The sequence below is a fragment of the Halomonas sp. genome, from assembly GCF_041689495.1.
In the GTDB taxonomy this organism is placed as follows: Bacteria; Pseudomonadota; Gammaproteobacteria; order Pseudomonadales; family Halomonadaceae; genus Halomonas.
Genome location: NZ_JBDNGD010000389.1, coordinates 1 through 24,529, shown reverse-complemented (window position 1 = coordinate 24,529; position 24,529 = coordinate 1). Strand labels below are relative to the sequence as shown.

Sequence of the window (24,529 nt, the reverse complement as noted above, 5' to 3'; positions counted from 1 at the left end):
GCCGCCCGTGGTGGCCTTCGAAGCGCTGGACGTTGGAGAGCTTCGGGTTGGCCCTGGGGTTATGCCGGTAGAGCAGTGCCATCTTGCCGATGGTCTGGATGCGTTCGGCACCACTGGCCTCGAGCAGTGCATCGAGCATGGCGCTGCGATCGTCGCGTTCCGGCAGGGCAAGCTTGACCTTGATCAGCTCGTGGTCGCTCAGGGCGCGCGCCAGTTCGGCCAGGACCCCCTCGGAAACGCCGTTCTCGGACACCGTGACGACCGGGCTCAAATGATGGCCGATGCTGCGAAATGCTTTCTTTTGTGCCTGTGACAAGCTCATGGTATCTTCCGTCGTTACGGTTGCGCTCAGCCGTGCATGGTACGGCGTACCGAGTCGTGGTGAAAGCGCCACGCCTTCCCTTTTGCGCCTGTTGTCGGGGCGATTTGCCAGCCTGCCTTTGTGTCTCCGGTTACACTGAATTCAGCGCCAGCCCTTCGTCGTCAGTCTCGTTTCCTCAAAGGTAATGCCGTGGCAAGCTCCCCTTCTTCCCGCAAGGCTCCCGGTCATCGCAGTGCCAGGACGGGTGCCAGCAAGACCAGCAAGGGTTGGCTCAAGAAGCACTTCAACGACCGTTATGTCCAGCAGCGCTGGCAGGACGGGTACCGCAGTCGTGCGAGTTACAAGCTCATGGAGCTGGATGCCAAGGACAGCCTTCTGCGCCCCGGCATGACGGTGATCGATCTGGGTGCCGCCCCCGGTGGCTGGAGCCAGGTGGCGGCGGAGAAGGTGGGGCCGACAGGCGTGGTGATCGCGTCCGATATTCTCGAGATGGACGCCCTGGCCGGGGTCGAGTTCATTCAGGGCGACTTTACCGAGGCGTCGGTGCTCGAGGCGATCCTCGAGGTACTGGAAAATCGTCCCGTGGACCTTGTGATGTCCGACATGGCCCCCAATATGAGTGGTATGACCGACATCGACCAGCCCCAGGCCATGGGTCTGGCGGAGTTGGCGCTGGACCTGGCCCGTCAGACACTCTCTCCCGGAGGCCGATTTCTAGCCAAGGTGTTCCAGGGAGAGGGCTTCGATGCCTTCCTGAAGGAATTGCGCGGCAGTTTCTCGCGGGTAGCGACGCGCAAGCCAGAGGCGTCCCGGGCACGTTCGAGAGAAGTCTATCTGCTCGCAGAGGGGTTCCGTGGTTGAGGCCCATCCTTGTCATCAGGCCGTGTACCAAATGGCAACGCGATAGCCTGCGTCTATCGGCGCGATGATCAGACAGGGGGTCCCGGCTGTGTCAGAGTGGACAAATTGACAAGCTGGCGAGACAGGGTATTGCCAATGGTTGAACGCGGCCCGCTCATGTACTGTCGGATGTTCCAGGCGTATTCGGTCAACAGATTTCTGAAATTGAGGGTAGTCCCTTGAATGATATGGCGAAGAACCTGATCCTGTGGTTGGTCATCGCGGCGGTATTGCTGACGGTGTTCAACAACGTCAGTGTCGATACCGCACCGCAGACGATGAACTATTCCCAGTTCGTTCAGCAGGTGCAGAATCAACAGATCCGCAGTGTCACCATCGATGGCTACACCATCAGTGGTGAGCGCGCGGACGGCTCGCAGTTCCAGACCATCCGCCCGGCGGCGGAGGATCCCAAGCTCATCGATGACCTGCTTGCCAACGACGTCACCGTAGTGGGCAAGGAGCCCGATCAGCAGAGCCTGTGGACACGCTTGCTGATTGCCAGCTTCCCGATTCTGCTGATCCTCGGCATCTTCATGTTCTTCATGCGTCAGATGCAGGGCGGTGCCGGTGGCAAGGGCGGCCCCATGAGTTTCGGCAAATCCAAGGCCAAGCTGCTTTCCCAGGACCAGATCAAGACCACCTTTGCCGACGTCGCCGGTTGTGACGAGGCCAAGGAGGAGGTCGGGGAACTGGTCGACTTCCTGCGTGAACCGACCAAGTTCCAGCGCCTGGGCGGTTCCATCCCGCGGGGCGTCTTGATGGTGGGGCCGCCGGGGACCGGCAAGACGCTGCTGGCCAAGTCCATCGCCGGTGAGGCCAAGGTGCCGTTCTTCTCCATTTCGGGTTCCGACTTCGTCGAGATGTTCGTCGGCGTGGGCGCCTCCCGTGTGCGTGACATGTTCGAGCAGGCCAAGAAGCAGGCGCCCTGTATCATCTTCATCGACGAGATCGATGCCGTGGGTCGCTCCCGTGGTGCCGGCATGGGCGGCGGTAACGACGAACGTGAGCAGACCCTAAACCAGTTGCTGGTAGAGATGGATGGCTTCGAGGCCAACGAAGGCGTCATCGTCATCGCCGCGACCAACCGTCCGGACGTCCTCGACCCGGCACTCATGCGTCCGGGCCGCTTCGACCGCCAGGTGGTGGTCGACCTGCCGGACATCCGCGGCCGTGAGCACATCCTCAACGTGCACCTGCGCAAGGTGCCGCTGGCCGAGGACGTCAAGCCATCGCTGATCGCGCGAGGCACGCCGGGCTTCTCCGGTGCCGATCTGGCCAACCTGGTCAATGAGGGGGCCCTCTTCGCCGCGCGTCGCAACAAGCGCCTGGTTGGCATGGAAGAGCTGGAAATGGCCAAGGACAAGATCATGATGGGCGCCGAGCGCAAGTCCATGGTCATGACCGACAGGGAGAAGCTCAATACGGCTTACCATGAGTCGGGCCACGCCATCATCGGCCTGGTGCTGCCGGAGCATGATCCGGTCTACAAGGTCACCATCATCCCGCGGGGTCGTGCCCTGGGCGTGACCATGTTCCTCCCCGAGGAGGATCGCTACAGCCTGTCCCGTCGACAGCTGATTGGTCAGATCTGCTCACTGTTCGGTGGCCGTATCGCCGAGGAAATGACCCTGGGGCCGGATGGCGTGACCACAGGAGCCTCCAATGACATCAAGCGCGCCACCGAGCTGGCCCACAATATGGTCGCCAAGTGGGGGCTCTCCGATGAAATGGGCCCGATCATGTACGACGAGGACGAGTCCCATCAGTTCCTCGGCGGGCCTGTCCAGGGGGGCAAGCTCAAGTCCGGCGAAACCACGACCCGGCTCGACAAGGAAGTGCGCAAGATCATCGACGGCTGCTATGCCCAGGCCAAGCAAATCCTCGAGGAGAACCGTGACAAGCTGGATGCCATGGCCGAGGCCCTGATGAAATACGAGACCATCGATGCCGACCAGCTGAAGGACATCATGGAAGGGCGCTCGCCGCGTCCTCCCAAGGATTGGGAAGACGACGATTCCGGTAACGGTTCCCCGGTGGGCAAGACACCCGAGGCGGAGGTGGCACCGGATGAATCCGAGCAGGTCGACGGTGATGGCGAAGAGGATGACGAGGGTCCCCCTCGGCGCCCCTCCGACCCCCTCGGGGGCCCGGCTGGTAGCTGAAAGCCGGGTACGCTGATCCTGCAGGCGCCCTTCGGGGCGCCTTCGACGTTAAGGCGGGGCTTCCGCCGATTGATTCCCGATTCTGGCACCCGATCAATACGATGATGGACAACGATTCCCGTACTTCCCTGGCCTGTGGCAGGCACAGGCTCGATCTCTCCTTTCCCCGAGTCATGGGGATTCTCAATGTCACACCGGATTCCTTCTCCGATGGCGGCCGTCATCTGGTGCGGGATGATGCTCTGCGCCATGCGGGTCAGATGCTGGCCGAGGGAGCGGCGATCATTGATATCGGTGGCGAGTCCACCCGACCCGGTGCCGATCCCGTGAGTTCCCAGCAGGAGCTGGACAGGGTGGCTACAGTGGTCGAGGCCCTGGTGAGGGAACTCGATGCCCTGGTGTCGGTGGACACCAGTAATCCCGAGGTAATGCGGGAGGTCGCCTTGCTCGGGGCGGGCATGATCAATGACGTGCGTGCGCTTGAACGCGAGGGCGCCATGGAGGCCGCCCTGGGTACCGGCTTGCCGGTCTGCCTGATGCACCGCCAGGGAGAGCCGCGCGACATGCAGCAGACCCCCCGTTATGATGGGCCGGTGGAAGAGGCGGTGGTCGAGTTCCTCGAGTCCCGGCTGGCGGCATGTGCTGCTGCCGGCTTGCGTCGCGAGCGGCTGCTGCTGGATCCGGGGTTCGGCTTCGGCAAAACCGTGGAGCATAATCTGCGTCTGCTCAATCGCCTGGACCGCCTGGAAGGCTTCGGATTGCCGCTGCTTGTGGGGATGTCTCGCAAGAGCATGATCGGCAAGGTGCTGGCCAGGCCCGTGGAGGAGCGGCTCTGGGGTGGCCTGGCAATGACGGCCCTGGCCGTGGATCGCGGTGCGCGTATCCTCCGCGTCCACGACGTGGGACCCAATGTGGACGCCGTGAACATGACATGGGCCGTACTCAAGGAAGGCTGCTGATGACTAGACGCTATTTCGGTACCGACGGGATTCGCGGCACCGTGGGTGAGGCACCCATTACCGCTGATTTCATGCTCAAGCTGGGCTGGGCCGCGGGTCGGGTGCTGGTGCGTGAGAACAACGGTCGCCGGGCCAAGGTATTGATCGGCAAGGACACTCGAATCTCGGGCTATATGTTCGAATCGGCCCTGGAGGCGGGGCTCTCCGCTGCCGGCGTGGATGTGGTGCTGCTCGGACCGATGCCCACCCCGGGCATCGCTTACCTGACGCGCACCTTCCGTGCCGATGCCGGTATCGTGATTTCGGCTTCCCATAATCCCTTTGCCGACAACGGCATCAAGTTCTTCTCGGCGGAGGGCGTCAAGCTTGCCGACGAGGTCGAGTTGCGTATCGAGGACATGCTCGACGCGCCGCTGACCACGGTGCCCGCCGACCGTCTCGGCAAGGCGGTGAGGGTCGACGATGCCGCCGGACGTTATATCGAGTTCTGCAAGTCCACGGTACCTGACCGCGTCAGTCTCCATGGCCTCAGGATGGTGGTCGATTGTGCCCATGGTGCCACCTACCACATCGCCCCAAGCGTCTTCCGTGAGCTGGGCGCCGAGGTGACGCTGATCGGCGCCAACCCGGATGGGTTCAACATCAACAAGGAGGTCGGGTCGACCTATCCGGCGGCCTTGCGTGCCGCCGTGATCCAGCAGGGGGCAGACCTGGGGGTGGCATTCGATGGTGACGGTGACCGTGTGCTGATGATCGACGCCGATGGTCGCGAGATCGATGGCGACGACATCCTCTACCTGATCGCTCGCGACCGCCAGGCCCGCGGGGAGCTGGGCGGTGGCGTGGTCGGTACCCTGATGTCCAACTTCGGCCTGGCCATGGCCCTGGAGGCACTCGACATTCCCTTCAGGCGCGCCAAGGTCGGGGACCGCTACGTCATGGAAATGATGTCGACCGAAGGGTGGCGCCTGGGTGGCGAGTCTTCCGGACATATCGTCTGCGGCCATGTGCAGACCACCGGGGATGGCATCGTCGCGGCGCTGCAGGTGCTGGCGATCATGGTGCGCGAGGAAAAGCCACTGCATCGCCTCCTGGTCAGCCTGGAAAAGGCCCCGCAGGTGCTGATCAATGTTCGGTTGACGCCGGGAGCCGATGCCAGGGGCCTGATGGAATTGCCGACCCTGAAGGAGGCCGTGGTGGCGGTAGAGGAAGCGCTTGGTGACGAGGGCAGGGTGCTGCTTCGGCCATCGGGTACCGAGCCGCTGATCCGGGTCATGGTGGAGGGACGCCCCCATCTGGATGTCGACGGCCTGGCCCGTCGACTGGCCGCCGAGGTGGAGTCGCTCCTCGCCTGAAGGGCCGGCCGTAGGGCGTCACTCGGCAAAGGTTGTCTTGACAGGGCGGCTCCTATACTATTTCGCACCACCTTGAAAGAGGATGATCGATGCGCATGCCACTGATCGCCGGCAACTGGAAGATGAACGGCTCCCTGGCGCTAGTCGACACCTTCGGCCGTGCCTTTGCCGATGCCTCCCTGCCCGAGGGGGTCGAGGTGGCGTTGATGGTGCCCTTCCCCTATCTGGGCGCCGCGACTCAGGCTTTGAAGGATGGCGGTGTCGCCGTGGGTGCCCAGACGCTCAACGATCACGTCTCCGGCGCCTTCACGGGTGAGGTGAGCGGTGCCATGCTGGCGGATCTCTCGGTCCGTTACGTGCTGGTCGGCCATTCCGAACGGCGCTCCCTCTTCGGCGAGGACGACGCCGCCGTGGTCGCGCGGGTCAAGGCCGCGCTCGCGTCGGGGCTTTCGCCGATCCTGTGCCTCGGTGAGACCCTCGGGGAGCGCGATGCCGAGCGAACCGAGGCGGTGGTGCTGGGCCAGCTCGGTGCCGTGCTCGATGCGCTCGAACCCGCCGAGCGAGGCCACCTGGTGATTGCCTATGAGCCGGTCTGGGCCATCGGTACCGGACGCACGGCGTCGCCGGAGCAGGCCCAGGCGGTGCATTCGGCCATTCGCGATTGCCTGCGCCATTACGACAATGCCCTGGCCGAGAGCATGCGACTCCTCTACGGGGGCAGCATGAAGGCGGATAATGCCGCCGAGCTGCTTGCCCAGCCAGATATCGACGGCGGCCTGGTGGGCGGTGCTTCGCTCCAGGTCGACGATTTCCTAGCCATTTGCCAGTCAGCAGGTTGAATACATGCAAGTTGCCATTCTCATGATCCATGTGGTGATCGCCATTGCTCTAGTCGTCCTCATCCTGCTGCAGCAGGGCAAGGGTGCCGAAGCCGGCGCCGCCTTCGGTGGCGGTGCCTCCCAGACGGTGTTCGGCTCGAAGGGGAGCGGCAGTTTCCTTGCAAAGTTCACTGCCTTTCTCGCCGCCGCCTTCTTTGCGACCTCCCTGGCCCTGGCCTGGTTTGCGACCCAGGCGAGCCAGGCGCCGGAAGCCGGGATTCCCGATTCTCGCCTGATCGAGCAGCAGCAGGGCATCCCCAGCCTTGACGATGGGGGCGATGGCGGGGATAATGCCGCGCCAGTGCTGGAGGAAAGCAGCGGCTGATATATAGTCGTCATATCCAGGCACCGAGTTGCCGAAGTGGTGGAATTGGTAGACACGCTATCTTGAGGGGGTAGTGACCTTATGGTCGTGCGGGTTCAAGTCCCGCCTTCGGCACCACCTGATTAGTCGGCGATCTGCATGTACGAGATTCATCGTTCTGTGGGTTGCACAGTTGCAGTATCGATAATACGACGTTGGCCCGTCACTTGACGCCAATGCGAAGTGGGCGTATTGTCTTCGACCTAGATTGATGCGGGGTGGAGCAGGCTGGTAGCTCGTCGGGCTCATAACCCGAAGGTCATCGGTTCAAATCCGGTCCCCGCTACCATCTTCCAGGCAGGCGCCTTTCGAGAGTCAATTCTCGAGTACACAGGGGGCGTCGAGCGGAAGAGGTACTACAGGTTTCTTGTAAAAGCCCCTTCCTGTGAAGGGGCTTTTTGTTAGCAGCTTGCCTGGCGATGCCCGTTGTCGAGGGAGCTTTCCCGGCGAAAGGCCAATCAGCGACCTGACATTTCTGTTTGCTCCGGCCAGGTATCTGATCCAACGGTGGCAGGAGTGATTCGTGGCAATCAAGGACGCTGCGCTCTATGCGCTGATCGAGCCAGTGGTCACGGCCATGGGGTTCGAGCTCTGGGCGATCGATCTGATGTCCCAGGGGCGGCACTCCCGTCTGGTCATCTATATCGATAATCCGGACGGTGTAAATGTTGACGACTGTGCCGATGTCAGTAGGCAGGTCGGAGCGGTTCTCGATGTCGAGGATCCGATACGCTCTGAGTTTCGTCTCGAGGTGTCATCGCCGGGTCTGGACCGACCGCTCTACACCCTCGACCATTTTCAGCGGTTCCAGGGGCATCTGATCGACCTCAAGCTGCGTCAGCCCTTCGAGGGCAAGCGCAAGTTCCGGGGGGTGCTGGCGGGCGTCGAGGAGGATGATGTCCTGCTGCAGATGGACGGCGAGGAATATTGCTTTCCCATCGACGGCATCGACCAGGCACGTGTCGTGCCGCAGTTCGATGATTGATGGGCACGATGACCGAGGGCGGTGCATCTGCCTGAGGCTCAAGGACAGGTTTTCTGGCGAGGCAAAGGCATGAGTAAAGAGATTCTGACGGTCGTTGACGCGATCTCCAACGAGAAGGGTGTGCCCCGGGAGGTGATCTTCGAGGCCGTCGAAGCGGCGCTCGCCAGCGCATCTCGCAAGCGCTTCGAGGGCGAGGAAGCCAGCGTCCGGGTGCATATCGATCGTGGGACCGGCGACTACGAGACTTTCCGTCGCTGGGAGGTGGTCGAGGACGATGACTTCGATGGGCCCGATAACCAGATCAAGCTCTCCTATGCGGAGCGTCGTGATCCGCCATTGAACCTGGGTGATGTGGTCGAGGAGCACATCGAGAATGCCTCCTTCGGTCGTATCGCCGCACAGACGGCAAAGCAGGTCATCGTGCAGAAGGTCCGCGAAGCCGAGCGTGCCGGGGTGGTGCGCCTCTACTCGCAGCGCGAGGGAGAACTGGTCGCCGGTATCGTCAAGAAGACCACACGGGATGGCCTGATCATCGACCTGGGTGACAATGCCGAGGCATTCCTGCCGCGCAGCGAGATGATCCCGGGCGAGCGCTACCGCATGAATGAGCGGTTGCGTGCCTTGCTGGTCAAGGTCGATCCCGAGGCTCGGGGTGCCCAGCTGATCCTCTCGCGTACCTGCCCGGAATTGATCATCGAGCTGTTCAGTATCGAGGTGCCGGAGATCGCCGAGGAACTCATCGAGATCAAGGGCGCCGCCCGGGATCCCGGCTCGCGAGCCAAGATCGCGGTCAAGACCAACGATCGGCGTATCGATCCGGTGGGTGCTTGTGTGGGGATGCGCGGGTCGCGCGTCCAGGCGGTTTCCTCGGAGCTCGAGAACGAGCGTGTGGATATCATCCTGTGGGACGACAATCCCGCCCAACTGGTGATCAACGCCATGGCGCCGGCGGATGTCGCCTCCATCCTCGTCGACGAGGAGACCCATTCCATGGATGTGGCCGTCGCCGAGGATAACCTGGCTCAGGCGATCGGGCGCAGTGGTCAGAACGTGCGCCTGGCCTCCGAGCTCACCGGTTGGCGACTCAATGTCATGACCGAGGCAGAGGCGGAGGACAAGCGTGACCAGGAACTCGATACCCTGGTCGAAGATTTCATCCAGCACCTGGACATCGATGAGGATGTGGCACGCCTGCTGGTCGAGGAGGGTTTTACCTCGATCGAGGAAGTCGCCTATGTGCCTCTGGAGGAGATGCTCGAGATCGAGGAACTCGACGAAGAGGTTATCGAAGAGTTGCGTGCGCGAGCCAAGGACGAGTTGCTCAACCTGGCCATCGCCTCCGAGGAGGCCCTCGATGGTGCCCAGCCTGCCAATGACCTGCTGGAAATGGTGGGTATGGAGCGGCATCTGGCCTTCATCCTGGCCAGTCGAGGGATCGTCACCATGGAGGATCTTGCCGAGCAGGCGGTAGATGATCTGCTTGACATCGACGGGATGGACGGAGAGCGCGCCGCGGCACTGATCATGACTGCCCGTACTCCATGGTTCGAGAGCGAATAACGCGAAACGAATGGATCGTCGTCGAATCATTCGATAGCGAACAGAATTAGGGTCACGGGCTGAGGAGGGTCGTAATGTCAGAGATGACCGTTAAGGATTTTGCAGCAAAGGTGGGGCGTGATGTGCCTCGTCTGCTGGAACAGATGAAGGAAGCCGGACTCGAGCAGACGTCCGAGAGTGATGCCGTGTCCGAGGAGGACAAGCGGCAGCTGCTCGATTTCCTGACGAAGAGCCACGGTGGCGCTGCCGGCGCCGGGGGCAGGAACCGTATCACCCTGACCCGCAAGACTCGCAGCCGCATCAATACCGGCGAGCGCGGCAAGAGCATCGAGGTGCAGGTGCGCAAGAAACGCACCTATGTCAAGCGCGCCGAGGAAGAGGCGCCACCTGCCGAGCCGACGCCGGACAACGGTCCGCGTCAGCTGGTCGGTGACATGGCGGATTCCCGACAGGCCCAGGTCGACCAGGAGACTCGCGACGCCGAGGAAACCAAGGCGCGTGAGGCTGAGGACGCGGCCCGTGAGGCTGCCGAGAAGGTCGAGGCCGCCAAGGCGGAGCCCGTCCCCGAGGTTCCGGTGCCGCAGCTCGAGGAAGAGCCGGTGCCGGCCGAGCCCCCCGCCCCGCCCAAGGAAGGTCGCGAGGTTCGTCGCGTGCCCAAGAAGGTGGTCGCCAAGAAGGAGCGCTCCGAACGCGATGACGATGATCGCGAAGAGCGTCGTCGTGGCGGTGCCAAGAAGGCCAAGCGTTCGGAGCGCCGGGGCAATCGACGGGGTGGCACCCAGGGGGGTGGCAAGCACGGCTTCCAGAAGCCGACCCAACCCATCGTTCGCGAGGTCTCCATCCCCGAGTCGATCAGTGTCGCCGACCTGGCCGACAGGATGTCGATCAAGGCCAACGAGGTCATCAAGGCCATGTTCACCATGGGCGCAGCGGTGACCATCAACCAGACCATCGACCAGGATACCGCGGCCATCGTGGTCGAGGAGATGGGCCACAAGGTCAAGCTGGTCAAGGACGATGCCTTGGAGACCGAAGTCCTCGAAGGCATTTCCTACGAGGGTGACGAGATCACCCGCTCGCCGGTGGTCACGGTCATGGGTCACGTCGACCACGGCAAGACCTCGCTGCTCGACTATATTCGCAAGGCCAAGGTGGCGACCGGGGAAGCCGGCGGCATCACCCAGCATATCGGCGCCTATCATGTGGAAGACGATCACGGTGGTGTGACCTTCCTGGATACGCCTGGTCACGCGGCCTTCACCGCCATGCGTGCCCGCGGTGCCAAGGCCACCGACGTGGTCGTGCTGGTGGTGGCCGCCGATGATGGCGTGATGCCCCAGACCATCGAGGCCATCGAGCACTCACGCGCGGCAGAGGTGCCGATCGTGGTGGCGGTCAACAAGATCGACAAGCAGGGCATCGACCTGGACCGGATCAGGAACGAGCTGTCCCAGCACGGCGTGATCTCCGAGGAGTGGGGCGGTGATACCCAGTTCGTGCACGTCTCCGCGCACACCGGCGAAGGTATCGATGACCTGCTGGAATCCATCCTGATGCTCTCCGAGGTCCTCGAGCTCAAGGCCGTTCCCGAAGCACCCGGCAAGGGTGTGGTCGTGGAGTCGCGTCTCGACAAGGGTCGCGGCCCGGTGGCAACCGTCCTGGTACAGAACGGCACCCTGAGGCGGGGCGATATCGTGCTCGCCGGCCTGCACTATGGGCGGGTCCGTGCCCTGACCAATGAGTTGGGTAAACAGGTCGAAGAAGTCGGCCCGTCCATGCCGGTGGAGATCCAGGGCCTGGGGGGAACGCCGGATGCCGGTGACGACTTCATGGTCCTGGCCGACGAGAAGAAGGCACGGGAAGTCGCCAACTTCCGTCAGGGCAAGTATCGCGAGGTTCGCCTGGCGCGCCAGCAGAAGGCCAAGCTGGAGAACATGTTCAGCCAGATGGGTCAGGACGAAGTGGCCAAGGTCAATGTGGTGCTCAAGGCCGACGTCCAGGGCTCACTGGAAGCCATCAAGGGCGCCCTGGAAGAACTCTCCACGGAAGAGGTCGAGGTGGCCGTGGTGTCCTCCGGGGTGGGTGGCATCACCGGTACCGATGCCAACCTGGCATTGGCCAGCGACGCCATCGTGGTCGGTTTCAACGTCCGTGCCGATGTAGCCGCTCGGGAGATCATCGAGCGCGAAGGGCTGGACCTGCGCTACTACAGCGTCATCTACCGACTGATCGACGAGGTCAAGCAGGCGATGAGTGGCATGCTGGCGCCGGAGTGGAAGGAAGAGATCGTCGGCGTGGCCGAGGTCCGCGACGTCTTCCGCGCACCCAAGATCGGCGCCGTGGCGGGCTGCATGGTCGTCGAAGGCAGTGTCTTCCGTAACAAGAAGATCCGTGTGCTGCGCGAGAATGTGGTCATCTACGAGGGTGAGCTCGAGTCGCTGCGCCGCTTCAAGGACGACGTCCCGAAAGTGCGCAATGGCATGGAATGCGGCATCGGCGTGAAGAACTACAACGATGTCCAGGTCGGCGACAAAATCGAGGTCTTCGACCAGATCAAGGTGGAGCGTAGCCTCTAGAGGCTCTGGGAAGCGATCATGCGTGAGTTCAAGCGAACCGACCGGGTGGCCGAACAGCTCCAGAAGGAGCTGGCGGTGCTCATACAGCGTGAGGTCAAGGACCCGCGATTGGGGATGGTCACGGTCAGCGGTGTCGAGGTCAGCCGTGATCTTGGCTATGCCGATGTCCACGTGACCCTGCTGGGGGATGATGCGCCGGAGCGGATCAAGGAAAACCTCAAGGTGCTGAAGCAGGCCTCGGGGTTCCTGCGCAGCCAGATCGCTCGTCGCATCAAGCTACGCCATGTGCCGGAACTGCGTTTTCACTACGACGAGAGCGTGGTCCGTGGCCAGCGGTTGTCCTCGTTGATCGACGAGGCCGTCGCCAGCGATCGCCTGCCGCAGGGCGAGGCGGCGGATGATGACGCCTCCGGCGGCGACCCGCTCGACGGTTCGGTAGACAGAGACGAGCGGGACTGATGGCACGACGGCGTCGCGGATTGCCGGTGAACGGCGTACTGCTGCTCGACAAGCCCGGGGGGCTTTCGAGCAATCAGGCGCTGCAGCGTGTGCGACACCTGTTCCAGGCGCGGAAGGCCGGCCACACGGGCACCCTCGACCCCATGGCGACAGGTCTCTTGCCGGTCTGCTTCGGCGAGGCGACCAAGTTCTCCGCCCACCTGCTGGAGGCCGACAAGGTCTATCGGACCCGGATCGTGCTGGGCATCGTCACCGATACTGGCGATGCCGAGGGCGAGGTCCTTGAGCGTCGGGACTCGCCTCGGTTGACCGAGGCACAAATCGAGGGTGTTCTCGAGGGCTTTCGTGGCGAGATCGACCAGGTGCCGCCGATGGTGTCGGCACTCAAGCATCAGGGTCGCAGGCTCTACGAGCTGGCCCGGGAGGGCAAGACGGTGGCGCGTGCAGCGCGCCGCGTGACGGTGTATCATGCGCGCCTGCTCGGTATGGATGAGGGTTGCTTCGACCTCGAGGTGAGGTGCAGCAAGGGGACCTATATCCGCACCCTGGCCGAGGACATCGGCCAGGCGCTGGGATGCGGGGCGCACATCAGCGCCTTGCGTCGTCTCAAGACAGGGCCTTTCGCGGATGTCGGCATGCTGACTCTCGAGGCCCTGGAGGCCTTGCCCGATCAGGCGAGTCGCGAGAGGTGTCTTCTGCCGGTCGATATCCTGGTGGATCACCTGCCCGGCCTGTACATGGACGGTGCGGCCACCCAAGGGCTTCTTCATGGCCAGCCGGCAACGGTGGATACCGGTGACCTGCTGCCGGGCGAGACGACAAGACTCTACCTTGACGACACCTTTCTGGGGCTCGGCAAGGTGACGGGGCCACAGGAAGTGGCGCCGCGGCGGCTGTTGAATACGGCCACCGACTAGAAGGAAAGACGTTCGAGACTGCAAATATGCGTGGTCTCACACATTCATCACTCAGGCATATTGCTTAGGAGAGACAGATGGCACTGACAGCCGAACAGAAGTCCGTGATCGTCAATGACTACGGCCGTGGCGACAATGATACCGGTTCCCCGGAGGTCCAGGTGGCCCTGCTGAGCGCCAACATCGATGGCCTCCAGGATCACTTCAAGACCAACAAGCAGGATCACCACTCGCGTCGTGGATTGATCCGCATGGTCAACCAGCGCCGTAAGCTGCTGGATTACCTGAAGCGCAAGGACTTCGAGCGCTATCAGGCACTTATCCAGCGTCTGGGCCTGCGTCGTTAATTGACGTTTCCAGGGATACGATGAAACGGGCAGCCTGCGGGCTGCCCGTTTCGTGTTTACAGGGTGGAAATGTCGCTATCTGGTGGCCCCGGCGGCCGTCAACCCCTAAAATAGGCGCCGAGTCAAAACGAACCAAACACAGAAAAGTTGAAGGAAGCCGCCGTGAATCCGGTCAAGAAAACGTTTCAGTACGGTCGCAGCACCGTCACCCTGGAAACCGGGCGCATCGCCCGCCAGGCTACCGGTGCCGTCATGGTCACCATGGACGATACCGTGGTGCTCTGCACCGTGGTGGCCAGGAAGGAAGCCAACCCCGCCCAGCCGTTCTTTCCCCTGGCGGTGTTCTACCAGGAAAAGACCTACGCCGTCGGCAAGATCCCCGGCGGTTTCTTCAAGCGCGAGGGGCGTCCTACCGAAAAGGAAACCCTGACCTCGCGGCTGATCGACCGCCCGATCCGCCCCCTGTTTCCCAAGGGTTTCATGAATGAGGTGCAGGTGATCTGTACCGTGCTGTCGACCGACCGCAACCATGATCCGGACATCGCGGCCCTGATCGGGACGTCCGCGGCCCTGGGCATCGCCGGCGTGCCCTTCAACGGCCCCATCGGCGCGGCGCGTGTCGGTTTCACCGAGGACCATGGGTATTTCCTCAATCCCACCGTGCTGGAACTCACCACCTCCGATCTCGACATGGTCGTTGCCGGTACCGAGAAGGCCGTCCTGATGGTCGAGTCCGAGGCCAAAGAGCTGCTCGAGGACGAGATGCTGGGGGCCGTGCTCTTCGCTCACCAGGAAATGCAGGTCGCCATCTCGGCGATCAATGAGCTGGTCGCCGAGGCCGGCAAGCCGCGTTGGGAGTGGCAGCCCGCCGTGGAGAATGCAGATCTCAAGCAGTTACTGGCCACCGCCTTCGAGACCCGGATGGGCGAGGCCTACCGCATCACCGACAAGATGGAGCGCCAGGATGCTCTGGCCGCACTGAAGGCCGAGGCCATCGAGCAACTAGCCGGTGAGGACGCGGGTGCATTCGACGCCGATGAGCTCAAGTCCGCCTTCTCCAGCCTCGAGAAGCGGGTGGTTCGCTCGCGGGTCATCAAGGGCAAGCCGCGCATCGATGGGCGTGATAACCGTACCGTGCGCCCCTTGACCATCGAGGTCGGCGCCCTGCCCAAGACCCATGGCTCGGCGATCTTCACTCGTGGCGAGACCCAGGCCATCGTGGTCTCCACCCTGGGCACCCTGCGCGATTCCCAGCTGATCGAGTCGCTGGAAGGCGAGCGCAAGGACCGCTTCATGCTGCACTACAACTTCCCTCCCTACTGCGTGGGGGAAAGCGGCTTCATGGGAGGGCCCAAGCGTCGCGAGATCGGTCATGGCCGTCTTGCGCGTCGTGGAGTGGCGGCGATGCTGCCCTCCGAGGCGGACTTTCCCTACACTATCCGTGTCGTGTCCGAGATTACCGAGTCCAATGGGTCGAGTTCCATGGCCTCGGTGTGCGGTACCTCATTGGCATTGATGGATGCCGGAGTTCCGATGAAGGCGCCGGTGGCGGGTATCGCCATGGGTCTTGTCAAGGACGCCGATGGCTTCGCCGTGTTGACCGATATTCTCGGTGACGAAGACCACCTGGGTGACATGGACTTCAAGGTGGCCGGCAGTGCCGAAGGGGTGACCGCCCTGCAGATGGACATCAAGATCGAGGGCATCAACGAGGAGATCATGGAACAGGCCCTGCAGCAGGCCAATGAGGCGCGTCTGCATATCCTCGAGCAGATGAACATCGTGATCGGCCAGAGCCGCGCCGAGGTGTCCGAGAACGCCCCGTCCATGGCCACCATCAAGATCGATCCGGACAAGATCCGTGATGTCATCGGCAAGGGTGGCGCGACCATCCGCAAGATCTGTGAGGATACCGGGGCCTCCATCGACCTCGATGATAGCGGCACCGTACGCATCTATGCCGAGGACAAGGCCGCGGCCAAGCGGGCCATCGATACTGTCCTGGCGATCACCGCCGAGGCGGAGATCGGCAAGCTCTACCGCGGCAAGGTGGCGCGCATCGCCGATTTCGGTGCCTTCGTCAACATCATGCCCGGCACCGACGGCCTGGTGCATATCTCCCAGATCATGCCGGAGCGCGTCAATGACGTGCGTGACTTCCTCAACGAGGGTGACGAGCCCATCGTCAAGGTGCTCGACATCGACAACCGCAACCGGGTAAAACTCACCATCAAGGAGATCACCCCGGAAGAGGAGGCGGCGTTCGAGGCCGAGGAGGCCGCCGACCCCCAGCTGTAAGGACTACGTCCGACGCTGGAAGACAAACCGCCCCCGCAGCCTGGCTGCGGGGGCGGTTTCGTTGAGGCTTCTGACAAACCCTTGCCCTTCGAGGAAGCCGGATAAGTCGAAGGCGCATCCGGCGTTACTGGATTTCCGCTGCAATTGGACCAGTCCAGCCCGGTGAGCTGGCGCTTACCGGGCCTACGGCAACGGCGAGCTTATCTTTCGATGGCGAGCGCCACGCCCTGCCCACCGCCGATGCACAGGGTCGCCAGGCCCTTCTTGGCATCGCGGGCAATCATCTCGTGCACCAGGGTCACCAGGATGCGACAGCCGGAAGCGCCGATGGGGTGGCCGATGGCGATGGCGCCGCCGTTGACGTTGATCTTCGAGGCGTCCCAGCCGAGTTCCTTGTTGACCGACAGGGCCTGGGCGGCGAAGGCTTCGTTGGCCTCGACCAGGTCGAGGTCGTCCAGGCTCCAGCCGGCCTTCTCCAGACAGCGACGGGTCGCCGGGGCCGGACCGATGCCCATGATCGAGGGGTCGACACCGGCGTTGGAGTAAGCCTTGATGCGCGCCAGCGGCTCCAGTCCCAGGGCCTTGGCCTTCTCGGCGGAACAGATCATGACCACGGCGGCGCCATCGTTGAGGGAGGAGGCGTTGCCGGCGGTGACGGTGCCGTCCTTCTTGAAGGCGGGCTTCATGCCGCCGAGCTTCTCGGCGGTCACGTCGCGGGGCCCCTCGTCGGTGTCGAAGACCACCGGGTCGCCCTTGCGCTGCGGGATCTCCACCGGGACGATCTGGCCCTTGAACTTGCCTTCCCTGATGGCGGCGGCAGCCTTCTGCTGGGAGGCGGCGGCGAACTCGTCCATCGCCTCGCGGGTGATGCCGTACTTCTCGGCCAGGTTCTCGGCGGTGATGCCCATGTGGTAGCCGTTGAAGGCGTCCCACAGGCCATCGTGGACCATGGTGTCGATGGCCTTCCAGTCACCCATGCGCTGGCCAGTGCGTGAGTTGGGCAACACGTGCGGCGACAGCGACATGTTCTCCTGCCCGCCAGCCAGGATCAGTTCAGCGTCGCCGCAGCGAATCGCCTGGGTCGCCAGGTGCAGTGCCTTGAGGCCGGAGCCGCAGACCTTGTTGATGGTCATGGCGGGAACCGCGTCCGGCAGGCCAGCCTTGATGGCCGCCTGGCGGGCGGCGTTCTGGCCGACCCCCGCGGTCAACACCTGGCCGAGCAGGACCTCGTCGACCTGGTCCCCGGCAACACCGGTGCTGGACAGGATGTCCTTGATGACATAGGCACCCAGGTCGCTGGCGGGGATACCGGCGAGGGAGCCAACGAAGGTGCCAACGGCGGTACGGCGTGCGGCAACGATTACCACTTCTTGCATGAGGGATTACTCCTTGAGGCTGGCTGACAAGAGATCCTGACGGTAAACCGACGGAAACATCGAGGTTACCGACAGATCTTTGACTTGTCAGCATAGGGGAGGAGCGCCCTGCACGACAATGCGCCAATAGCAGGAGTCGCGATGCCAGGCAGGGCGGGGTCAGGATCGGGTGTCGTCATCCCCCTGCCGAGGCAGCGTCAGGGGGATGTTGTCGATCAGGCGAGTCGACCCTAGCCGCGCGGCAGCGAGCAGAACGGCCCTGTCGGTGGTATCGCTGACAGGGCCGAGGTCGGCGGCACGAAGTTCGAGGTAGTCGGGGTCGAGTCCGCTCTCGGTGAGTCTGGCAAGACCCTGGGCCATGATGTCGTCCCGGCCTGCCCCGGCCTCCAGGCAGTCGGCCAGCATGCGAAGTGTCCCGAAGAGTGCCGGGGCCCTGGCGCGTTGGTCGTCATCCAGGTAGCCGTTGCGGGAGGAGAGTGCCAGGCCATCCTCGGCGCGCACGATGGGTACACCGACGATCTCGATGGGGAAGTGCAGGTCCTCGACCAGCCGGCGAATCACCGCCAGTTGCTGGTAGTCCTTCTGTCCGAAGAAGGCCAGATCCGGCTGCACGAGGTTGAACAGCATGGTGACCACGGTGGCCACCCCGTCGAAGTGTCCCGGCCGGTTGCCGCCGCAGAGCCCCTCGCTGATGCCGGGGACGCTGACACGTGTCTGCTCCTCGAGTTGGCGTGGATAGACCGTCTCCGTGGTCGGCGTGAACAGCAGGTCACAGCCGAACGCTTCGAGTTTCTGCTGATCATCCGCCAGGGTTCGTGGATAGGCGTCGAGGTCCTCGTTGGGGCCAAACTGCATGGGGTTGACGAAGATGGTCGCTACCACCACCTCCGCCCGAGCGCGGGCCGCGGCCACCAGCGCCAGGTGACCGTCGTGCAGGTTACCCATGGTCGGCACCAGGGCGATGCGCTGGCCACGACGACGGCTGTCGTCGAGAGTCTCACGCAGTTCGGGGATATCTCTCAGGGTGCGCATCTCGGAAGGACTCCTAGAAGCCGTGCGTTTCTGACGGGAAACGGCGCGCCTTGACGTCTTCATGGTAGCGACGGAAGGCTCCCTGGATGTCGTCTGCCTCGGCCATGAAATTCTTGACGAAGCGTGGGGGGCGACCCGGGGTGATCCCCAGGATATCGTGCATGACCAGGATCTGGCCGTCGGTGTCGGGCCCTGCGCCGATGCCGATGACGGGGACATCCAGTGCCTCGCTCACCGCCCGTCCGAGGCTGGCGGGTACGCACTCGAGCAGGATTATCGAGGCGCCGGAAGCCACCAGAGTTCGGGCGTCCTCGAGGATCTGTGCCGCCCGGTCGGCCTCCCTGCCCTGCACCTTGTAACCACCCAACTGGTAGACCGACTGGGGTGTCAGACCCAGGTGGGCGCAAACCGGTACGCCCCGTCGTGTCAGCTCGCGTATACCCTCGGCCATCCAGGCTTCGCCTTCCACCTTGACCATCTCGGCACCGGCACGCATCAACTTGCCGGCATCCTGCAACAGGCGTTCGGTGCTCGAATTGCTCATGAAGGGCAGGTCGACCATCAGCAGGCTGGCGACCTTGCCCCGGGCGGCGCAGCGGGTGTGATAGCAGATATCCTCGACGGTGACCGGCAGGGTGCTGACGTGTCCCTGGAGCACCATGCCCAGGGAGTCACCCACCAGCAGGACCTCAATCCCCGCATCGCCGGCGGCCCGAGCGAAGGAGGCATCGTAGGCGGTCAGGCAGCTGAAGGGCTCACCGGCATGCTTGAGGGCTTGCAGCGTGCTCAGGGTGACGGTTTTCATGGCATCGTCTCTTCGTTGTGGCTTGGCATGCGCGGGCCGTGTTCCCGTTCTCTGGCCAGGATTGTTACCTGAATGAGGTTCGAGTGTCGATAGGTAGCACTTCCCGTGCCGGCTATCATCGATTCGGTAACACCTTCAGGTTGCCTGAGTCCCCCAGTGCCTGGGCCAGCGTCGCGACTTCATTGCCATCCGGGAGCCTGAGATCGGGCGCCATCTCGGCCAGGGGAACCAGCACGAAAGCGCGTCGAGCCATCTCGGGATGGGGCAGGGTCAGGCGCGGTACAGACAGGCATTCCTGGTCGAAGAGTAACAGATCCAGGTCCAGGGTGCGGGGCCCCCAGTGGCGACCTCTAACTCGCCTGTGGCGCTGTTCGAGCGCCTGCAGCTGGTCGAGCAGGGCCAGGGGCGACAGCCGGGTCTCGAGCCCCGCCACGGCATTGATGAAATCCGGTTGGTCACGGGGACCCAGCGGTCGGCTGGTGTAGAGGCGGGAGGCGATGGAAAGCCGCGTCAGGGGGAGCTGGTCGAGTTCCTCAAGGGCAAGCTCGAGCTGTGAGCGTGGATCCGCGAGGTTGCTGCCCAGGCCGACCCAGGCCCGATGGTGCTTCATGCGTTGTCCGTGGGGCCCTTGGGCTTGCGGCGCCGACGGCGACGCTTGCGGGGCGTACCGGGCCCGGCCGGGCTGGCGGTATCGGCCTTGTCCAGCAGACGGCGTTGCTCGTGCTCATCGGCCTGCTGGAAGGCCGTCCACCAGTCGCCGAGGCCGGGTTCGAGCTCGGCGGCCTCCTCGCGCAGCAGCAGCAGATCATAGGCCGCGCGAAACCTGGGATGCTCGCGCGTCTGGAAGACGCGTCGCCCGCGCCTGAGGGGCAGGCGCTGCTGGAGATCCCAGATGTCGCGCATTGGCATGCTGAATCGCTTGGGAATGGAAACGTGCTGCAGCTGTCGCGTGATGACTTGCTGGGCGGCAGCCTGCAAGGCAGGAATGGGCGGCATGCCTTCCGCTTCCCGCTCCGCCAGGCGAAGCTTGACCGGCCCCCACAGCAGGGCGGCAAACAGGAAGGCCGGTGTCACCGGACGTTCTTCGGCGATACGCCGATCGGTGCTGGCCAGTGCCAGTTCCATGAGTCTCCCGGCCCAGGGCAGTTCGACCATGGCCTCATCGGCCTCGGGGAAGAGCATGGCGAAGAGGCCGTAGTCGCGCAGCAGGTGGAAGGTGTCGACCCCATGGCCGGCCATGAAGAGCTTAAGTACCTCATCAAAGAGTCGCGCCGGCGGAATCTGCAACAGCAGGGCGGCGTGCTCATGAATCGGCGCTTCGGTGCTCGGGGCGAGATGGAAATCCAGTTTGGCAGCGAAGCGAACCGCCCGCAGCATCCGGACAGGGTCCTCGCGATAGCGAGTCGCGGGGTCGCCGATCAGTCTCAGGGTGCGCGCCTCGATGTCTTCCAGGCCGCTGGCGAAATCGTGGAGGGAGAAGTCGGCGATGCTGTAGTAGAGCGCATTGACGGTGAAGTCGCGGCGCAGTGCATCGTCCTGCAGGTTGCCCCAGACGTTGTCGCGCAGCAGCAGGCCGTCGTCGGACTGCTGGGCGATATGGTCGGCGTGGTCGTCGCGGGGTTTCCCTCGGAAGGTGGTCACCTCGATGACTTCACGGCCGAAGCGAACATGCACGATGCGAAATCGCCGGCCGATGATCCGGGAATTGCGGAATAGCTGCCGGATCTCTTCCGGCGTGGCATCCGTGGCCACGTCGAAATCCTTGGGCATTCGTCCGAGCAGCGAATCCCGGATACAGCCTCCAACCAGGAAGGCTCCGAACCCGGCATTGTGCAGGCGATACAGGACCTTGAGGGCGGCATCACTGAAATGCTGACGCGATACCGGGTGTTCATTGCGGGGGATTACGCGAAGCTCCAGACGCCTGTCGGGCGCCTCCTGGGAACCGAACATCGATCTGATGTGCTCGCTTGGACTCTGAAGAAAGCGGGTAAATCCTTTTAACATGCGGCGAAATCGACTCGCGGTTCAGGAAAAGGAGTGAGTGTAGCCGACACCCGACACCTTGCAAAGCGTCGTGCGCGTCCCGGGAACATAAAGAGGGGGAGGCCAATGGCCTCCCCCCTCAAGCAAATCTGCAGCATCCGTGCTGCTGGTTCTTCTTCGTGATGGCACATCGCCTTGAATACGCACCACAGTCACCAAGGAGAATTCAGGCAAGCAATGTTGTTGTCGTTGTGGGTGCTCCCCGGGGGGACCGCCTCGTATTCAAAACAATAATCCAACCACGACGGCATGGAATCATGCCTCCCCACGGCGTCTTGGTATTGTTTCCGTGGGTGCACCCTGACGACCCTTGTTGTTGTTCCCGGTCGTGTTCTGGTGCGTCGTTTCCTTAGTGGATCCGGTACTTCGAGTCGTTTGTCATTGTTGTCTCGAAGGACTCGCTCAGGTTGCCCTAGTTGTTGTGTTCGGTCCTGGCGGCTTAAGTATCTCGGGCTCGAGGATCTTGTCATTGTGCTATCGAGCCTGCCACGCCTGTCTGCCTCTTGTCGTTTTTTACAGGGAGTGGCCCCGGACTTGTTCTTCTTGCCCCTTAAAGGTAGCAGCCGGCATGCCATCCCTGTTTTCCTGCTTTTCAATCAGTGCATTGGAATGATCGTCCGGGCTGGGGGCGGTGAAGGAATGCTGGAGTGTTACCCCGGGAGAGCCTTCTGGCCGCCCAGGCTGTGTGAAACGGTAACAACTTCGATTGGTGACGACGGGGCATCATCCGATGTGGCGCTTGGGGCCCTTCTTGCGCGGGATGCCGAGTCGTTGACGACGTTCCCAGAGGTTCTTGCGGCTGATGCCCAGCTTCTGGGCCAGTTCCGTCTCATTGAGGCTGTCCTGGTGCTCGAGAACGAAGTGCTGGAAATAGTCCTCCAGGGACAGGTCCTCGTCGGAAGCCGACTCCTCAGGGACTCGGGCATTCTCGGTATCCGCCTGGGGCTGGGTGACCACCGTGCGCGAGGCGGGAACGAGCCCGAGGTCGTCGGGATGAATCAGATGGCCCTCGGCGAGAATCACGCCACGCTCAAGGGCATTCTCCAGTTCGCGGACATTGCCGGGCCAGGGGTAGTCATGGATCGTCTGTCGTGCGGCACGCGATAGTCGCAGGTTCGGACGCTCATGGCGCCGGCCGGCCTTCTCCAGCAGGACATCGGCGATCACCAGGATATCGTCGTCACGATCGCGCAGCGGGGGCAGGTCGATCTGCATGACATTGAGGCGATAGTAGAGGTCGAGGCGGAACTCGCCGGTCCTGGACAGGGCGTGCAGGTCGCGATGGGTGGCCGCAATGAGGCGCACATCCACATGGCGGGTTTCCACCGAGCCGATCTTGCGTATCTCGCCTTCCTGGAGCGCGCGCAGCAGCCGTGCCTGGGCATCCAGGGGCAACTCACCGATCTCGTCGAGGAAGAGGGTGCCCCCGTCCGCGGCTTCCACCAGGCCGATACGGGCGGCGCTGGCGCCGGTGAAGGCCCCCTTCTCGTGACCGAACAGCTCGGATTCGATCAGCGTCTCGGGAATCGCCGCGCAGTTGACGCAGATCAGCGGTGCCCGGTCACGCTTGCTCTGCTGATGGATGGCTCTGGCCACCAGCTCCTTCCCGGTGCCCGATTCGCCCTGGATCAATACCGTGACATCGGCCGGGGCCGTCTTGCGAATACGGGTGTAGACCACCTGCATGGCGGGGCAGTTGCCGATCATCGACTGTGCCTGACCGTCGGGTTCGGTGATGTCGTGTGGCTCGGCCTGACAGCAGCTCTGCTGATGCAGTATTCGTGCGACCGTCTCGAGCAGTTCCTCATGATCGAAGGGCTTGGCCACGTAGTCTACGGCGCCCAGCTTCAGGGCCTCGACCGCCGAGCGCATGCTGGCGTAGCTGGTCATGATGAGTACCGGCACAGGAGCGGCACGGGCGATCAGGTCGGTACCGGGTTCCCCGGGGAGGCGCAGGTCACTGATCACCAGGTCGAAGTCCCGGGGTTCCAGCGACAGGGCTTCGGCCACCGAGCCGGCTCCGCTGACCCGGTGGTCATGGCGTTCCAGCAGCCGTTTCAGAGCGCTGCGGATGATGGCTTCGTCTTCAACGATCAGAATTCGGCTCATGGTGGGTGTCACCATCCTGTCGGTCGAGTGGCAGCCAGAGGCTGATGCGGGTGCCATGGTCCTGGCCCGGGAGGGGAGAGTCGATCTCGATCTGGCCGCCGTGCTCGGCGACGATGCTGTAGACCAGTGGCAACCCCAGCCCGGTACCTTCTCCGGGCGGCTTGGTAGTGATGAACGGCTCGAAGAGGTGATCACGGACGCTGGCATCGATGCCCGCCCCGTCATCGGTCACGCTGACGAGCAGACATTCACCTTCGGGCCGGGCCTCGATGACCACCCGACCACCTGCCTGGCAGGCATCCCGGGCATTGCTCAACAGGTTGACCATCACCTGCACGAGCCGCTGGGCGTCGCCGATGACCTTGAATTCGCCAGGGCATCGATTCTCGTAAGCGGTATCCTCCCCCGAGCGGGCGAGGTGGATCAAGTTCAGGGCCTCGTCGATCAGCTCGGCCATCGAGACAGGGATAAGCTGCTGGCCATTGATGTGGCGACCGCCATGGGCAAAGCCCACCAGTGAGGAGACGATACGCGAGACACGGTCGGTGAGTTGCTGGATATGCTCGGCCGTCTCCAGTACCCGGGGATCGTCGGTGTCGTAGCGCAGGTTCTGGGCCAGCGAGGAGATACCGGTGATGGGGTTGCCGATCTCGTGGGCCACACCGGCTGCCAGTTGGCCGATCGAGGCCAGGCGAGCGGCATGGATCAGTTCGTCCTCGAGCCATTTCATCTCGCTGTGATCCTCGATCAGGATGACCTTGCCGCCGCGCTCGTCATCGCTGTCCGCAAGATCGGCCTTGTGCAGAGTCAGGTAGCGCAGTGCCCCGGCGACTTCCACGGGTTGCTTGTAGAGATAGTGATTCGTCTCGGTGAGGATTCGCCCCAGCAACTCGCTCCAGGGGCTCGGCAGGCTGTCGCGTCGGGCGCCTATCACCCCTTCGCCTGGAATACCGGAAGCGGGGTATCCGGATAAATGCGGCGATGCTAGTATTTCCCGATGGCGAGCGCACCGTTGCAGACCCGACCGCAGGCAGGCAAGGACTACCCCAAGGACTACGCCGATTTCCTCGGCTGGT

At 63.2% G+C, this 24,529-nt stretch carries 20 protein-coding genes, 2 tRNA genes and 1 pseudogene; 15 read left to right on the top strand and 8 right to left on the bottom strand.

The window, feature by feature from the left end; genetic code table 11:
- Nucleotides 1-322, bottom strand: a 322-nt coding sequence (yhbY, locus tag ACESMD_RS12415) for a ribosome assembly RNA-binding protein YhbY (protein ID WP_372613614.1), incomplete at its 3' end; no start/stop codon positions are given.
- A gap of 189 nt (nt 323-511) precedes the next feature.
- On the opposite strand from yhbY, the gene rlmE reads away from it, so the two are divergent.
- From rlmE to pnp, 15 genes are all read left to right on the top strand, one after another.
- Nucleotides 512-1,183, top strand: a complete 672-nt coding sequence (gene rlmE / locus ACESMD_RS12410) for a 23S rRNA (uridine(2552)-2'-O)-methyltransferase RlmE (protein WP_372613612.1) — start codon at nt 512-514, stop codon at nt 1,181-1,183.
- 218 nt (nt 1,184-1,401) lie between these two features.
- Nucleotides 1,402-3,387, top strand: coding sequence for an ATP-dependent zinc metalloprotease FtsH (gene ftsH / locus ACESMD_RS12405; RefSeq protein WP_372613610.1), 1,986 nt, complete (start codon nt 1,402-1,404; stop codon nt 3,385-3,387).
- Between the two features lie 101 nt (nt 3,388-3,488).
- Nucleotides 3,489-4,346, top strand: coding sequence for a dihydropteroate synthase (gene folP, locus ACESMD_RS12400; RefSeq protein ID WP_372613608.1), 858 nt, complete (start codon nt 3,489-3,491; stop codon nt 4,344-4,346).
- Nucleotides 4,346-5,701, top strand: coding sequence for a phosphoglucosamine mutase (gene glmM, locus ACESMD_RS12395; RefSeq protein WP_372613606.1), 1,356 nt, complete (start codon nt 4,346-4,348; stop codon nt 5,699-5,701). Before folP ends, glmM begins: the two co-directional genes overlap by 1 nt.
- A gap of 89 nt (nt 5,702-5,790) precedes the next feature.
- Nucleotides 5,791-6,540 carry a triose-phosphate isomerase gene (tpiA, locus tag ACESMD_RS12390; RefSeq protein WP_372613604.1) on the top strand — a complete coding sequence of 250 codons (750 nt, stop codon included), beginning with the start codon at nt 5,791-5,793 and terminating at the stop codon, nt 6,538-6,540.
- 4 nt (nt 6,541-6,544) lie between these two features.
- The gene (gene secG, locus ACESMD_RS12385) at nt 6,545-6,904 is read left to right on the top strand and encodes a preprotein translocase subunit SecG (RefSeq protein ID WP_372613602.1); all 360 of its coding nucleotides are present in this window, start codon (nt 6,545-6,547) and stop codon (nt 6,902-6,904) included.
- Nucleotides 6,905-6,934: 30 nt separating this feature from the next.
- Nucleotides 6,935-7,021: transfer RNA gene (locus tag ACESMD_RS12380), tRNA-Leu, on the top strand.
- A gap of 134 nt (nt 7,022-7,155) precedes the next feature.
- Nucleotides 7,156-7,232: transfer RNA gene (locus ACESMD_RS12375), tRNA-Met, on the top strand.
- 234 nt (nt 7,233-7,466) lie between these two features.
- Nucleotides 7,467-7,928: a ribosome maturation factor RimP gene (gene rimP / locus ACESMD_RS12370; RefSeq protein ID WP_372613600.1), complete on the top strand. Its 462-nt coding sequence runs from the start codon at nt 7,467-7,469 to the stop codon at nt 7,926-7,928.
- 69 nt (nt 7,929-7,997) lie between these two features.
- On the top strand, nt 7,998-9,488 hold the full coding sequence (gene nusA / locus ACESMD_RS12365; protein ID WP_372613598.1) for a transcription termination factor NusA: 1,491 nt from the start codon (nt 7,998-8,000) through the stop codon (nt 9,486-9,488).
- Between the two features lie 74 nt (nt 9,489-9,562).
- Nucleotides 9,563-12,064: a translation initiation factor IF-2 gene (infB, locus tag ACESMD_RS12360; RefSeq protein ID WP_372613596.1), complete on the top strand. Its 2,502-nt coding sequence runs from the start codon at nt 9,563-9,565 to the stop codon at nt 12,062-12,064.
- Nucleotides 12,065-12,082: 18 nt separating this feature from the next.
- On the top strand, nt 12,083-12,523 hold the full coding sequence (gene rbfA / locus ACESMD_RS12355) for a 30S ribosome-binding factor RbfA (RefSeq protein ID WP_372613594.1): 441 nt from the start codon (nt 12,083-12,085) through the stop codon (nt 12,521-12,523).
- Entirely contained in the window at nt 12,523-13,440 is a 918-nt protein-coding gene (truB, locus tag ACESMD_RS12350) for a tRNA pseudouridine(55) synthase TruB (protein WP_372613592.1), read from the top strand. The genes rbfA and truB overlap by 1 nt, the downstream gene beginning before the upstream one ends.
- Before the next feature lie 77 nt (nt 13,441-13,517).
- On the top strand, nt 13,518-13,787 hold the full coding sequence (gene rpsO / locus ACESMD_RS12345) for a 30S ribosomal protein S15 (protein WP_372613590.1): 270 nt from the start codon (nt 13,518-13,520) through the stop codon (nt 13,785-13,787).
- A gap of 162 nt (nt 13,788-13,949) precedes the next feature.
- Nucleotides 13,950-16,085: a polyribonucleotide nucleotidyltransferase gene (pnp, locus tag ACESMD_RS12340; protein WP_372613588.1), complete on the top strand. Its 2,136-nt coding sequence runs from the start codon at nt 13,950-13,952 to the stop codon at nt 16,083-16,085.
- A gap of 200 nt (nt 16,086-16,285) precedes the next feature.
- On the opposite strand, the gene ACESMD_RS12335 is transcribed toward pnp, so the two are convergent.
- The 7 genes and pseudogenes from ACESMD_RS12335 to ACESMD_RS12305 form a co-directional block, all read right to left on the bottom strand.
- Nucleotides 16,286-17,461, bottom strand: a complete 1,176-nt coding sequence (locus tag ACESMD_RS12335; protein ID WP_372613586.1) for an acetyl-CoA C-acetyltransferase — start codon at nt 17,459-17,461, stop codon at nt 16,286-16,288.
- A 159-nt stretch (nt 17,462-17,620) separates the two neighbouring features.
- Nucleotides 17,621-18,493, bottom strand: a complete 873-nt coding sequence (gene panC / locus ACESMD_RS12330; protein WP_372613584.1) for a pantoate--beta-alanine ligase — start codon at nt 18,491-18,493, stop codon at nt 17,621-17,623.
- A gap of 13 nt (nt 18,494-18,506) precedes the next feature.
- A complete protein-coding gene (gene panB, locus ACESMD_RS12325; protein ID WP_372613582.1) occupies nt 18,507-19,298 on the bottom strand; it encodes a 3-methyl-2-oxobutanoate hydroxymethyltransferase in 792 nt (263 codons plus the stop codon).
- A gap of 115 nt (nt 19,299-19,413) precedes the next feature.
- Nucleotides 19,414-19,908 (bottom strand): 2-amino-4-hydroxy-6-hydroxymethyldihydropteridine diphosphokinase, encoded by a 495-nt coding sequence (folK, locus tag ACESMD_RS12320; protein ID WP_372613580.1) that lies wholly within the window; start codon nt 19,906-19,908, stop codon nt 19,414-19,416.
- A complete protein-coding gene (pcnB, locus tag ACESMD_RS12315; protein ID WP_372613578.1) occupies nt 19,905-21,305 on the bottom strand; it encodes a polynucleotide adenylyltransferase PcnB in 1,401 nt (466 codons plus the stop codon). Before pcnB ends, folK begins: the two co-directional genes overlap by 4 nt.
- 762 nt (nt 21,306-22,067) lie before the next feature.
- Nucleotides 22,068-23,453, bottom strand: a complete 1,386-nt coding sequence (locus ACESMD_RS12310) for a sigma-54-dependent transcriptional regulator (protein WP_372613576.1) — start codon at nt 23,451-23,453, stop codon at nt 22,068-22,070.
- Nucleotides 23,431-24,408, bottom strand: a pseudogene (locus ACESMD_RS12305) (sensor histidine kinase); the annotation flags it as partial. The pseudogene ACESMD_RS12305 and the gene ACESMD_RS12310, both read right to left, overlap by 23 nt.
- Nucleotides 24,409-24,529: the final 121 nt, after the last annotated feature.

Excerpts from the sequence above, each read along its gene's own strand:
- folP (WP_372613608.1), top strand. The coding sequence starts at position 3,489 with ATGATGGACAACGATTCCCGTACTTCCCTGGCCTGTGGCAGGCACAGG.
- glmM (WP_372613606.1), top strand. The coding sequence starts at position 4,346 with ATGACTAGACGCTATTTCGGTACCGACGGGATTCGCGGCACCGTGGGT.
- tpiA (WP_372613604.1), top strand. The coding sequence starts at position 5,791 with ATGCGCATGCCACTGATCGCCGGCAACTGGAAGATGAACGGCTCCCTG.
- secG (WP_372613602.1), top strand. The coding sequence starts at position 6,545 with ATGCAAGTTGCCATTCTCATGATCCATGTGGTGATCGCCATTGCTCTA.
- nusA (WP_372613598.1), top strand. The coding sequence starts at position 7,998 with ATGAGTAAAGAGATTCTGACGGTCGTTGACGCGATCTCCAACGAGAAG.
- infB (WP_372613596.1), top strand. The coding sequence starts at position 9,563 with ATGTCAGAGATGACCGTTAAGGATTTTGCAGCAAAGGTGGGGCGTGAT.
- rbfA (WP_372613594.1), top strand. The coding sequence starts at position 12,083 with ATGCGTGAGTTCAAGCGAACCGACCGGGTGGCCGAACAGCTCCAGAAG.
- truB (WP_372613592.1), top strand. The coding sequence starts at position 12,523 with ATGGCACGACGGCGTCGCGGATTGCCGGTGAACGGCGTACTGCTGCTC.
- rpsO (WP_372613590.1), top strand. The coding sequence starts at position 13,518 with ATGGCACTGACAGCCGAACAGAAGTCCGTGATCGTCAATGACTACGGC.
- ACESMD_RS12335 (WP_372613586.1), bottom strand. The coding sequence starts at position 17,461 with ATGCAAGAAGTGGTAATCGTTGCCGCACGCCGTACCGCCGTTGGCACC.
- panC (WP_372613584.1), bottom strand. The coding sequence starts at position 18,493 with ATGCGCACCCTGAGAGATATCCCCGAACTGCGTGAGACTCTCGACGAC.
- panB (WP_372613582.1), bottom strand. The coding sequence starts at position 19,298 with ATGAAAACCGTCACCCTGAGCACGCTGCAAGCCCTCAAGCATGCCGGT.
- folK (WP_372613580.1), bottom strand. The coding sequence starts at position 19,908 with ATGAAGCACCATCGGGCCTGGGTCGGCCTGGGCAGCAACCTCGCGGAT.
- pcnB (WP_372613578.1), bottom strand. The coding sequence starts at position 21,305 with ATGTTAAAAGGATTTACCCGCTTTCTTCAGAGTCCAAGCGAGCACATC.
- ACESMD_RS12310 (WP_372613576.1), bottom strand. The coding sequence starts at position 23,453 with ATGAGCCGAATTCTGATCGTTGAAGACGAAGCCATCATCCGCAGCGCT.